At 45.1% G+C, this 12,202-nt stretch carries 14 protein-coding genes; 9 read left to right on the top strand and 5 right to left on the bottom strand.

All coding sequences use genetic code 11. The annotated features are described in order from the left end of the window. The first annotated feature begins 32 nt into the window (after nt 1-32). Both msrB and F0265_RS05865 read left to right on the top strand, forming a co-directional pair. The gene (gene msrB / locus F0265_RS05860) at nt 33-1,169 is read left to right on the top strand and encodes a peptide-methionine (R)-S-oxide reductase MsrB (RefSeq protein WP_171748166.1); all 1,137 of its coding nucleotides are present in this window, start codon (nt 33-35) and stop codon (nt 1,167-1,169) included. A 160-nt stretch (nt 1,170-1,329) separates the two neighbouring features. Then, on the top strand, nt 1,330-2,067 hold the full coding sequence (locus tag F0265_RS05865; protein ID WP_171748167.1) for a MipA/OmpV family protein: 738 nt from the start codon (nt 1,330-1,332) through the stop codon (nt 2,065-2,067). A gap of 52 nt (nt 2,068-2,119) precedes the next feature. Here F0265_RS05865 and dbpA read toward each other — a convergent pair whose 3' ends face one another. Together dbpA and folE are read right to left on the bottom strand one after the other, a co-directional pair. Further along, a complete protein-coding gene (gene dbpA / locus F0265_RS05870) occupies nt 2,120-3,496 on the bottom strand; it encodes an ATP-dependent RNA helicase DbpA (RefSeq protein ID WP_171748168.1) in 1,377 nt (458 codons plus the stop codon). Nucleotides 3,497-3,608: 112 nt separating this feature from the next. Then, nucleotides 3,609-4,262, bottom strand: coding sequence for a GTP cyclohydrolase I FolE (gene folE / locus F0265_RS05875; protein ID WP_006960922.1), 654 nt, complete (start codon nt 4,260-4,262; stop codon nt 3,609-3,611). A gap of 263 nt (nt 4,263-4,525) precedes the next feature. Here folE and moeA point away from each other — a divergent pair, with 263 nt between their 5' ends. From moeA to F0265_RS05895, 4 genes are all read left to right on the top strand, one after another. Beyond that, nucleotides 4,526-5,761 carry a molybdopterin molybdotransferase MoeA gene (moeA, locus tag F0265_RS05880; protein WP_171748169.1) on the top strand — a complete coding sequence of 412 codons (1,236 nt, stop codon included), beginning with the start codon at nt 4,526-4,528 and terminating at the stop codon, nt 5,759-5,761. 11 nt (nt 5,762-5,772) lie between these two features. Beyond that, the gene (gene moeB, locus F0265_RS05885; RefSeq protein ID WP_171748170.1) at nt 5,773-6,522 is read left to right on the top strand and encodes a molybdopterin-synthase adenylyltransferase MoeB; all 750 of its coding nucleotides are present in this window, start codon (nt 5,773-5,775) and stop codon (nt 6,520-6,522) included. A 35-nt stretch (nt 6,523-6,557) separates the two neighbouring features. Next, the gene (locus F0265_RS05890) at nt 6,558-6,878 is read left to right on the top strand and encodes a hypothetical protein (RefSeq protein WP_171748171.1); all 321 of its coding nucleotides are present in this window, start codon (nt 6,558-6,560) and stop codon (nt 6,876-6,878) included. Nucleotides 6,879-6,954: 76 nt separating this feature from the next. Then, on the top strand, nt 6,955-7,782 hold the full coding sequence (locus F0265_RS05895) for a sulfurtransferase (protein ID WP_171748172.1): 828 nt from the start codon (nt 6,955-6,957) through the stop codon (nt 7,780-7,782). A gap of 63 nt (nt 7,783-7,845) precedes the next feature. Here the strand turns inward: F0265_RS05895 and F0265_RS05900 are convergent, their stop codons facing one another. Together F0265_RS05900 and F0265_RS05905 are read right to left on the bottom strand one after the other, a co-directional pair. Continuing rightward, nucleotides 7,846-8,265 carry a RidA family protein gene (locus F0265_RS05900; RefSeq protein WP_171748173.1) on the bottom strand — a complete coding sequence of 140 codons (420 nt, stop codon included), beginning with the start codon at nt 8,263-8,265 and terminating at the stop codon, nt 7,846-7,848. Further along, complete coding sequence (locus tag F0265_RS05905; RefSeq protein WP_171748174.1) at nt 8,265-8,555, bottom strand: antibiotic biosynthesis monooxygenase family protein; 291 nt, start codon at nt 8,553-8,555, stop codon at nt 8,265-8,267. The genes F0265_RS05900 and F0265_RS05905 overlap by 1 nt, the downstream gene beginning before the upstream one ends. Before the next feature lie 117 nt (nt 8,556-8,672). Between F0265_RS05905 and F0265_RS05910 the strand changes: the two genes are divergently transcribed. Beyond that, a complete protein-coding gene (locus F0265_RS05910) occupies nt 8,673-9,572 on the top strand; it encodes a LysR family transcriptional regulator (RefSeq protein ID WP_171748175.1) in 900 nt (299 codons plus the stop codon). A gap of 50 nt (nt 9,573-9,622) precedes the next feature. On the opposite strand, the gene F0265_RS05915 is transcribed toward F0265_RS05910, so the two are convergent. Further along, a complete protein-coding gene (locus F0265_RS05915) occupies nt 9,623-10,603 on the bottom strand; it encodes a sugar-binding transcriptional regulator (RefSeq protein ID WP_006960909.1) in 981 nt (326 codons plus the stop codon). A 452-nt stretch (nt 10,604-11,055) separates the two neighbouring features. On the opposite strand from F0265_RS05915, the gene tal reads away from it, so the two are divergent. Both tal and F0265_RS05925 read left to right on the top strand, forming a co-directional pair. Continuing rightward, nucleotides 11,056-12,006 carry a transaldolase gene (gene tal / locus F0265_RS05920; RefSeq protein WP_021458155.1) on the top strand — a complete coding sequence of 317 codons (951 nt, stop codon included), beginning with the start codon at nt 11,056-11,058 and terminating at the stop codon, nt 12,004-12,006. A gap of 83 nt (nt 12,007-12,089) precedes the next feature. Next, nucleotides 12,090-12,202: hypothetical protein (locus F0265_RS05925; RefSeq protein WP_143695507.1), on the top strand; the 113-nt coding region annotated here is incomplete at its 3' end.

The raw sequence follows: 12,202 nt of genomic DNA on the forward strand, positions 1-12,202 counted from the left end.
TAATCAAAGATAAAGCAATCGAAGAGGTTGATATGAAAGTGAAGTCGAAGATAGTGTTTTCCGCTATTGCCCTAACAGCTGTACTAGCGTCGTTTTTTGGCACAGCAAATAGCGACGTAACAAGAAGCTCGGCTTACGGCGACTATCAGGTCGCTACATTAGCGGGTGGCTGCTTCTGGTGTACAGAATCCGACTTGGAAAAACTACATGGCGTTATCGATGTCGTTTCTGGTTATGCCGGTGGCGAGCTAGAAAATCCGACCTATAAGCAGGTCTCATCTGGTAAGTCCGGTCATATTGAAGTGATCGAAGTAAAGTATGACCCAGAAGCCGTGAGTTACGAACAAGTCCTCGACCAATTCTTCCGTCATATAGACCCAACAGACAACAAAGGCTCCTTTGTTGACCGTGGTCCTCAGTACCGCCCTGCGATTTTCTACCATAACGATGAGCAAAAGCAGATCGCAGAAAACTTTATGGCTGAGATCGAAGCGCTTGGTATTTTCAAAAAGCCGCTTAAAACAGAGCTGATTCAGTTTACTAAGTTCTGGCCAGCAGAGAACTATCATCAGGATTACTACAAACGTAACAAGATCCGTTACAACTACTATCGTTACGCATCAGGTCGCGATCAGTATCTGGATGACATTTTTGGCGATGATCGAGAAAAAAATCCTAAGACACTACGCCAGCTGATTGATGATCACAAGGCAGTTTCAAACGTAAAACCTTACAACAAGCCTTCTGAAAAACAGATTAAAGCTAAGTTAACCGATCTCCAGTACTACGTCACTCAGGAGGAAGGAACCGAACGAGCTTTCAGCAACGAGTATTGGGATAACAAACAACACGGCATTTACGTAGATATTGTTTCGGGTGAGCCTTTGTTTTCTTCTACTGATAAGTACAAATCAGGAACAGGATGGCCGAGCTTTACCAAACCGATTAATGAGGCGTACATCGTCACTAAAACGGATTTCCATTTGGTCTACCCAAGAACGGAAGTTAGAAGTCGATTTGCTGACTCCCACTTGGGCCACGTTTTTAAAGATGGTCCCGCACCAACGGGCCTGCGCTATTGCATGAATTCAGCCGCCATGAAGTTCATTCCGGTCGAGGAGCTGGAAGAACAAGGTTACGGTGAGTACATGTATCTATTCGACAGTTAATCCATCCAAACAGTCGAGACCAAAGCCAACCTAAACAAAGGGTTGGCTTTTCTTTTTCTGTCGCCGCTAAATGCATATCTTATTCGCTTTTCCTCTAATCGTTGCTGCAACTCAATCATCAAAAGTTCGTTCTTCTTTTGAGTGGATAAGGAGAACCTCTATGAACTTACAGCAAACGACCACCCTACTTTCTGCATGTGCAGCGTTAACCGCTTTTAGCACGTCAGCTCAGGAACAATATTATGATTTCGGCTTTATCGGTGCGAGTGGCGCCTATGGCCAGTCGGTGTACTCTGACAATGGTGGTGGCTCACTTTCCCTTGAACCCAACGTTTTTTACAACGGAGAGTACGGATTCGTTGATGGTAGCTTAGTGAACATCTCTGTTCTCCCGTATTTAGGGCTTTCAGGACAGTGGCGATTCGCTGAAGTTTCGGATGATTTCGATGATATTCCCAACGGGATAAACGAACGCGACGGTAACGGTGAACTGGGTGTAACCATAGGTACAGTCGGCGCGCGGCTCACTTACTTACATGATGTGACTAACGAACATGATGGTTACGAAATTCAACTGCATTTAGGGCGAACCCTTGATCTTCCTTTTGAGCAGTTTACGCTAACGCCTTACGTTGAAGTCGATTTTCGCGATAAAAAGCTCTCGCAGCATCTCTATGATATCTCAGCTCAAGAATCCGCTGCATCAGGTCTAAACACATACAGTTCTGGTAGCAGTTGGGTTTATCAAACAGGTCTAATTGGCATCTACACCATTACCCCAGATTGGTTAACGCTCGCAAAGTTTGAGTTGGAACATCATGACTCGGACAGCCCGTTAATTCAAAGAGATCTCGGCTGGTCTGTAAGCCTTGGGGTTACTTACAAATTTACAGAGTAGCAAATGAAAAAAGCCTCCGGTGCGGAGGCTTTAAAAAGATTTAGTGGAAGCGTTATTTCATCACACGAGCTTTAAAGTTGCGCCCTTTCATTTTGCCGTTTTGAAGCTGCTTCAATGCGGGCTTTACAATCTCGTGTTCAACAGCCACATAAGAGACCATTGGAAGAATGTTGATCTTGCCGATTTTCTTCCCATCCAGTCCAGCCTGTTTCGTCAGAGCACCCAATATATCTCCAGCACGAACTTTCTGCTTCTTACCACCAAGGATCTGAATCGTCTGCATTTTAGGGTAGAAAGGCCTCTCTACTGTTTTTTCTGGTAGTTCAGCTGGAGAGATCGCGATATCCATGTATTCATCTATACGTGCGACACGATATTCTTCTTTCTCACTGTAGAAGCTAAACGCAACACCTTTAGAACCTGCTCGACCAGTACGGCCAATTCGATGGACGTGCACTTCAGGGTCGCGTGACAATTCAAAGTTGAACACCGCATCTAGGTTATCAACATCAAGACCACGCGCTGCAACATCAGTCGCAACAAGAATTGAGACACTTTTGTTAGCAAACATGGTTAATGCCTGTTCGCGTTCACGCTGCTCCATATCACCATGAAGTTCAACAACGCTGAACCCACGGTGGCTTAGCTCATCAGTCACCTTCTGGACTTCTTTCTTGGTGTTACAGAACACAACTGACGACTCAGGCTTGTGTGTCAGTAATAGCGCTTCCAGCGCATCATCACGCTCTTCTGTTGTGCTTAGCTTGTAGAATCGCTGCTCGATGGTCGCTGTCTGGTGCGTTGATTCCACTTTGATCATTTGAGGATCACGCATCACTTTAGATGCTAATGACTCAATGTTTTTCGGGAACGTCGCACTAAACAATAAGGTTTGTCTGTCTTGAGGCGCTTCGTCAATGATGGCGTCAATAGCCTCTTCGAAACCCATTTCCAACATTCGATCAGCTTCATCCAAGACCAAAGTATTCATCTCAGCTAGATTGATACGACCTTTAGAAAGGTGATCCAAAATACGGCCAGGCGTACCTACCAAGATATGCGCACCGTGCTCTAGCGAGCCAATTTGAGGCCCCATCGGCATGCCGCCACACAACGTGAGAACTTTGATGTTGTGAATACCACGTGCCAGTGTACGAACCTCTTTCGCTACCTGATCGGCAAGCTCGCGAGTTGGACAAAGCACCAAGGTCTGAACACGGAAGCGTTTAACGTTCAAATTACTCAGTAACCCAAGTGTAAACGCCGCTGTTTTACCCGAGCCTGTCTTGCCCTGCCCAATCACGTCTTTACCTTCAAGAACAATCGGCAACGCCTGTTGTTGTATCGGCGTCATTTCCGTGTAGTTAAGGCTGTTCAGTGTCTCTATCAGTTCACTTCTAAGATTCAGGCTCTTAAATGAGGTTGTCACAAGTGTATCCTTCAAGGATGGCTAACGAATGTGGATCCGTAAGCAGTTAAAATGTAAAAACCGCTTCAACAAGGAAGCGGTTTTGAATAATCCGTAAAGCGTATCGGTCGCCCTAACGAATTCCGTGTAGGAACTCGTGGCGCGTAGCCGGATTGCTCTTAAAAATACCACCTAACGCGGTGGTGGTAGTTTCGCTTGTTGCATCCATCACACCACGTGATTTCACGCAATAGTGTGTGGCATCAATGGTGACTGCAACATCATCAGACTCTAAGAGAGTTTGTAGCGCGACTAGAATTTGTTGAGTCATGCGCTCTTGCACTTGAGGGCGCTGCGCAAAGAAACGGACGATGCGGTTAATCTTAGACAAGCCAATGATTTTTCCGCGAGGAATATACGCCACAGTCGCACGGCCATCAATCGTTACTAAGTGATGCTCACAAGTGCTTGTCAGTGTGATGCCTTTTACTCGCACCATTTCACTCACATCCATCTTGTTTTCAATCACCGTGATTTTTGGGAAGTTAGCGTAATCAAGGCCAGAGAAAATCTCGTCAACGTACATCTTCGCAATGCGATGCGGCGTTTCTTCAAGACTGTCATCGGTAAGGTCCAGCTCAAGCAGAGAAAGAATTTCACGCATGTGATGCTGAATTTTTTCTTTTTTCTCTTCTCGACTGATTTGGTTCGGTGACATTGGTGTCTCCAAACCGCGGCTTTCTAGCGCATCTTTTACCAACTTCGCGGATTCGCTAAGACCTGACATTCCACTTCCTCTTACATAACCTTGCCGTTTAAACTTCAACCACTTGAATTGATTGAGGCGACAGACAAACTCTCGACTCACCACTGAGCAACTTAACATACCCGTAAATAAAGGGATTTACCCCTTTCGGATGGCTGACAAGGATACTCGGATTTTTGAATAATTACACCCATATTTTATCCGTGGTCATTATTCTGGCTACGATTTCTGTGATAAAGTGATTTTTATTAAAAGCTAATATAATAACGATTTAGGACACTATTATGGGTTGCTGTGATGCTCCTGGCTTGATGCCAATCGAAGATGCGATGGAACAAATGCTGTCGCCAATTAAACCAATCCAAACCACCTTACAACTGCCTCTTGCCGAAGCCATTGGCTATGTTCTTGCTGAAGATATACTTTCCCCTATTTTCGTTCCGCCTTTTGATAACTCAGCGATGGACGGATACGCAATTCGTATTGCCGATTTAACCAACAATAATGTTCTGCCTTTGGCGGGTAAATCTTTTGCAGGCCAACCTTTTGAGGGCGATTGGCCCAAAGGTACATGCGTTCGCATTATGACTGGCGCTCAAATTCCTGAAGGCTGTGATGCCGTCATCATGCAAGAAAACACTGAGCAGACAGAACAAGGCGTGCAGTTCAATCAGACCGATGTGAAGCCGCAGAATAACATTCGCCCTACAGGTGATGATATTCGCAAAGACGATGTTGTGCTGCCAAAAGGGGCACGCCTTACCGCTAGAGATATCCCGATGATTGCCACTTTGGGTATCAGCCATGTCACTGTCGTTCGTAAGCCTCGCGTTGCCTTCTTCTCAACAGGTGATGAGCTGAAGCCTCTTGGCGAGCCTCTCGAAGCTGGCCAGATATACGACAGTAATCGTTACGGCATAAAACCTCTGATTGAAAACTTCGGCTGTGAGCCTGTGGATCTCGGCATTATTCCTGACTGTCCGGAAGAGCTAAAAGCAACGTTTGAAAAAGCGCAGACTTTAGCTGACGTCGTTGTAACATCGGGTGGTGTGAGTGTCGGTGAAGCCGACTATACCAAAGATATATTGGAAGAACTCGGGCAAATCGGCTTCTGGAAGCTTGCCATCAAGCCAGGTAAACCATTTGCTTTTGGCAAGTTATCGACCGCTTGGTTCTGTGGACTTCCAGGTAACCCAGTTTCAGCAGTGCTAACAATGTACGTTCTCGTTCAGCCGATGTTAGCGAAACTCGCCGGACATACTGAGTGGAAAGCGCCTGAGTCTATTCCGGCCACAACTCGCACTGCATTTAAGAAAGCGCCAGGTCGTACAGATTACCAACGCGGTGTTTACACCATTGAAGATGGCAAGTTTGTTGTAGAAACGACAGGAAACCAAAGTTCTGGGGCTTTCCGCTCTATGAGTTTGGCAAATTGTTTTGTCGTTTTGGAACGTGAGCGAGGCCGTGTTGAAGTCGGTGAAACCGTGAATATCCAGTTGTTCAATTCAACCCTTTATTAGGAGTGAGCACATTGGAGATCCTTTCCGATCAAGAGATGCTTCGCTACAACCGTCAAATCATACTGAAACAATTTGATTTTGATGGCCAAGAAGCACTAAAGCAAAGCTCGATTTTGATTCTTGGTGCTGGTGGTCTTGGCTGTGCGTCAAGCCAATACCTTGCAACAGCGGGGGTCGGCTCTCTGACCTTAATTGATGATGACGTTGTCGAACTGTCTAATCTGCAACGCCAAGTACTTCATCATGATGCTGACGTTGGTAAGAAGAAAGTCCTCTCTGCCTCTGAATCTCTGCAACAACTGAACCCTCACCTAGAAGTGCGAACGATAGATCAACGTTTGAGTGATGAGGATTTAAAGACAGAAATCGAGCAGCATACGCTAGTACTCGACGCATCAGATAACGTAGAGACTCGAAATCAGCTTAACCGCCTCTGCTATGAGTTAAAAACACCGCTTGTTTCTGGTGCAGCGATAAGAATGGAAGGCCAAGTCAGTGTCTTCACTTATCAGGATAAAGCACAACCTTGCTACCAGTGTTTAAGCGCACTGTTTGGCTCTGCAGCATTAAGCTGTGTTGAAGCTGGAGTCATGGCGCCAGTTGTCGGCATCATCGGCGCGGTACAAGCTATGGAAGCCATCAAAGTTATCGCCAATTATGGGTGGGCGAAAGAAGGTAAGGTTTTGATTCTCGATGCAATGACCATGTCATGGCGAGAAATGAATTTGATGAAAATGCAGAATTGCCCCGTTTGTAGCTAAACTCACCAGAAACGGTCAGGAGTACAAAGGTTAATATGAACAACCCCAAAATATTTCTGGCCGCCCTGCTCCTCTTATCACTGGTTTTGCTTGGACTGATGGCGCTCAACAAGCCAAAGCAAACTACTAGAGTTCAAGCGCTTGTCTTAACTCAAACTCTCACCCAGTCACTTGATGGAAACCGACGCTTTCTGAATATTGAATTTAGCGATGGTGACCAAACTATGATTAGCATCCCGCCTCAAACTGAATGCCCAGCCAATTCCATCGTGGAACTTGACAAAAAATCCTCACTCTTTTCTGACGCTATCAGCTATCGCTATATACAGTGCAACACCTATACAAATAAACATTAACTGTCCCTGTTGTGAGCTCTACAGCCCTGATGTAAATTAGTTGCATAAAATTCATAAACTTTTATAAGGAAGTATTATGTCACCGTTGATCACTCCAAAAGAACTCGCTGAACTACAACAAACGGGAAAGTTGGTTGTACTCGACACAAGTATTGAATTTCAGATCCCAGCAGAGCCAGAAAAAGACAAAGAGAACTTAATTCCAAATACTATTCGCTTTGATTACGACTCTGTGTTTTGCGATCCTGACGCCTCACTTCCTCATATGATGCCTTCAGAAGAGCGCTTCAACCAACTAGCAAAAAGCATTGGCCTGAATCAAGATTCCATCATTGTAGTTTACGACAACAGCGGAACTTTTGCTTCTCCGCGTGCATGGTGGATGCTAAAAGCAATGGGACATAAAGAGGTCTATATCTTGAATGGTGGCCTGACCGAGTGGAAGCTAGCTGGATATGACACTGTCACTTCTTACAAAAAGGCCGATACTGAAGGTAACTTTAACGGCAAACTCGACCCTTCTTTCTTTGTTGATGCGCAATACGTACTTAACCAAATCTCGAACGCGTCCAACCAGACCGTTGATGCACGCTCTCATGCGCGATTCAATGCGGAAGTCGCCGAGCCAAGACCTGGTGTGCGAGCTGGCCATATTCCAAACTCAGTATGTCAGCCATTCGCTGAGTTGATGGAAGGCCACAAGTTCAAACCTGCTAGCGATCTAAAGTCAATTTTGGAAAGCTCAATGGATAGCAATAAATCTCAACACATTTTCAGCTGTGGCTCAGGGGTAACGGCAGCCATTGTTCTTCTCGCTGCACAACTTTCCGGATATCAAAACCTGTCAGTGTATGACGGTTCGTGGACCGAATGGGGCACAAACGACAGTTTGCCTATCAGTTAAAAAGTCACGAAGTATAAAGGCAGCCATTAACGGCTGCCTTTTCTTTTGCTACTGAACTTATATTTAAAAATGCCTCAGTATGTCACTACCTTGAAAGCGCTTGGCGGCTTCAGCTTCTATCTCCACCTTCCATTTTTTGTCGAATAGACCATTTACGAATAAAAACGTCGTCGGTAAAGCGCCGACATCAAATGGAATACGTGTCTTAGCTCTTTGATAATCATCAAGATCTTCACGATTTACCATGTAAATCCGAACGCTGATTAAGTCCTGTATATCCATTCTATTGGCTTGCAACACCCCGCGTACATTTTGCCAAGCCAGAACAATTTGCTCCTCAGCACTCTCTGGCACTTCGCTAAGCTCATTGATACCCAATTGCCCTGCGATGTGAAGCCTTGTCGAGCCTGATGGAATCATCGCACATTGGTGATAGTTAGCCGCTGGTGGTGGAACCGTTGCGGGGCTCCAGATAATGTTCATTAGACTTCCTTAGATAGCATTACAATGTGAGGCGCTTCCGTTAACATCGTACCAAGCTGATCAAAGTCCCCTATTTCTTTGCGCCACGCGATGTATTTATCAAAGTGTTGAGGAGTCTGCCATTCTTCAAGCAACACTAATTCGTGTTGCCCTTGTACTTTCTCAAACAGATGTGCGGATATGTTGCCTTCAAAAGTCCTTGTGTCTGGCAAGATATTAGTAAAAAAGTCTTTGATTACCTGAGTATTTTCCGATGAGTGGCTTAGTTTAAATTGAACCAGAATGCTCATTGTTCCTCTCCTTTGGTCTCGTTTTTTGAGTTCGTGAGAGAGTTTAATTGTTTATAATTTGTGATAAATAAGGTAACGTTTCACAAATAGTTAGATTTAACAGAACAATAAAATTTTATGAAATCAGACCTACACCGCATGCAGGTATTCGCCCAAATTGTTGAATCTGGATCGATAACCAAAGCCGCCGATAAGTTGGATGTGTCCAAGTCTGTTCTGAGCCATCACCTTCAAGGTTTAGAGCAACATCTAGGCGTAAAGCTGTTAACCAGAACAACGCGTCGTCAATCTCTTACTGAAGCGGGACAACGTTACTATCAACGATGTCTTGAAATGAAAAAGCTGATGTCCTTGGCGGAAGAAGAAGTGCGTGATTCCAATACCGGACTTGCAGGCACAGTGACTGTCACCTCACCTCATACGCTGATGACTCATTTGATTGGGCCTTCGATGTGTGAGTTTGTAAAGAACCATTCTGGTATTGAGCCACGATTATTAGCCAATGATATGCGGCTCAACTTGATTGATAAATACATCGACCTTTCAATAACAGTGGGTGAGTTACCCGACTCCAGTTCACGAGCCACCAAGATAGGCGAACTAGAGCAAGTGCTGTGCAGCTCTCCTGAATATCTCACGAAGAACAATATTACCCTTCCAGTGACCTCGACCGAGCTCATCGACTACGACTATATTGCTAATCAGTGGGAGGGTATAAACGTTGAACGCCAATTCTCCGTGGGGAAGCAAAGCATCACTTATCGATTCCACTCCACTCGTCTTGGAGATAGCGTACCCACAATCCGTATGATGACACTCTCAGGCTTAGGAATTGCGTGCTTACCTATTCTCGCCGTTGAAGATGACTTGAAGGAAGGCAGGTTGATCCGATTAACAGCGGATGGGATGAGCCTTAAGGCGTCAGTCTGGGCTGTACACAACTACGGCTTGCAGATGCCCGCAAGAATTCGGGCATTTATCGATTTCGTAAAAGAGAAAGCAAAGGACAAACTATAAGAGAAGCACGAGGACATGACTCGTGCTTTTTAGCGAGCAATCTATCGGGGTTATTTCATTTGTTCATCCAAGTTAAGTACAGTGAGTGCGTTACTTACGCTGGTAGCAATAACATCAATCACTCCTGTTCTAAGCGCCCCGAGCATCGCCAATGGCTTACTGTTTTCCGCCGCAATCGCAATGACCTCTGAAATGGGTCGAAACTCTTCAATGCTTAAACCTATAACGCGATCACTCATGACTGTTTTGGCAGACTGCCCCTGAATATCGAAGAAATCATAGCCTGCAAAATCACCGACCACCCCTTGAAGCATTCGTGATTGAACCACTTCATCTGCTGTAAACCAACCTAAGTCGACCATATAACTGTTCTCACTCATATCGCCAATACCGACCAAGGCGACATCTGCCTTACGAGCGAGATCCAGAGTTTGCTTTACTGTCGCATTCTGCATAAATGCGTGTTTCTGTTCTGGGTTTTCTGCGTATGCAGGGGCGTAAAGCGTTTCTGATGTACCACCATAGCTTTTCGCAAATTGTCGGCAGATATGATCAGCGTTAAACATACCTCCTCTTGGGTGAATACCGCCAATGCCACACACAAACTTCACATCTCGTTGAGGAATAACGCCAATATGATGCGCAACCGCAGAGACATTCCTTCCCTGACCGACAGTCACAACTGATCCATTTTGAATAGAGCTGGCCATGTATTTGGATACTAACCCTGCCACTTGCAAACGTTGCTGCTCTTCGCTCGGCTGATCAAGCGCAACCAAAGCACGCTTAACACCAAACCTTTCAATTAGCCTTTGCTCAATCTTGGCACTGAATACGGGGTGATATTTAACGGTAATCTCTACGATCCCTTCATCACGGGCCTGCTTTAGCATTCGCCCTACTTTCGCTCGCGACACAGAAAACTTCTTGGATATTTCTTCCTGGGTTGCCCCGTCCTGATAGTAGGCAACGGAGATTTCGGTAAGTAGATCAGCGCTGTCATCAGACATATCTTGTTGTGACTTGCTCATTTTTCTTGGACTCCTAAAGGGGAAAATACCTATGACATGTGCTCAGTGCTGTAGCATATGTCATCGCTATAGACATTTGCAACATTTGCTCATCGCCATGACAAATTCTCAGGCTGTTTATTATGCTCTTCATATTCTCCTCAACCCTTGCTATGCCTTGGCAAACGTTTAATTCGAATTGCCAGCGGAGGCAATTGGAGAAATACTTGATGAACATCACCATAACCTTTAATTAGCGATTGACATTCTGTGTGGATGAGATAAATATGAACCCATCATTTACTCATCGAGAGAGCAAATGTTCACAACAAATGATCTCTCGCTGAAATTTATTCCGGTTAGTTGATTTAATGAACTCGGAAAGGGTTAAAAACGATTAGCTAACTCGCTTGCAATTGCACCACTCACATTAACTGTTTTGATGTGAACGCCCATTAAATAGGATGATCGAAATGAGCAACAAATTAGAGCAACTTCGTAAACTAACGACAGTCGTAGCAGACACTGGTGAAATCGATGCGATTAAAAAATACCAGCCAGAAGACGCGACTACTAACCCTTCTCTGATTCTTAAAGCCGCTCAAATCGAAGAATATGCGCCACTTATCGACGCTTCTATCGAATACGCAAAATCTCAAAGCAGCGACAAAGCTCAGCAAGTACAAGACACTTGCGACATGCTTGCTGTAAACATCGGTAAAGAAATCCTTAAGACTATCCCAGGTCGTATTTCTACAGAAGTTGACGCTCGTCTTTCTTACGATATGGAAGGCAGCGTAGCGAAAGCTCGCCAACTTGTGAAAATGTACAACGATGCAGGCATCACTAACGACCGCATCCTAATCAAGCTTGCTTCTACTTGGGAAGGTATCCGCGCAGCTGAGATCCTAGAAAAAGAAGGCATCAACTGTAACCTAACCCTTCTATTCTCATTTGCTCAGGCTCGTGCTTGTGCTGAAGCTGGCGTGTTCCTAATTTCTCCATTCGTTGGCCGCATCATGGACTGGTACAAAGCGAAAGAAGGCCGTGACTTCGAAGCTTCAGAAGATCCAGGTGTACTGTCAGTATCTAAGATCTACAACTACTACAAAGAGTACGGCTACAACACAGTGGTTATGGGCGCAAGCTTCCGTAACATCGGCGAGATCCTAGAACTTGCTGGCTGTGACCGTCTAACTATCGCTCCTGCTCTTCTTGCTGAACTAGAAGCAGCCGAAGGTGAAGTAGTAGAGAAGCTAGTTGACTCTAAAGGTGCTGCAGAGCGTCCAGCAGCAATGACTCACGCTGAATTCCTATGGGATCACAACCAAGATGCAATGGCAGTTGAGAAGCTGGCTGAAGGTATCCGCAACTTCGCTGTTGACCAAGGCAAACTTGAAGCGATGATCGAAGCTAAGCTTTAATCTCAAATTATTTTAAAAAGGGGAACGTTTGCGTTCCCCTCTTAATTTTCCTTTCTAGAATTTAATAATATTCGGTATTTATTATGGATCGTAAACATCTAGCTAATGCTATCCGTGCCCTTAGCATGGACGGCGTACAACAAGCCAACTCTGGTCACCCAGGCGCACCTATGGGTATGGCTGACATCGCTGAAGT

It is taken from the genome of Vibrio sp. RE88 (assembly GCF_013113835.1).
GTDB lineage: Bacteria > Pseudomonadota > Gammaproteobacteria > Enterobacterales > Vibrionaceae > Vibrio.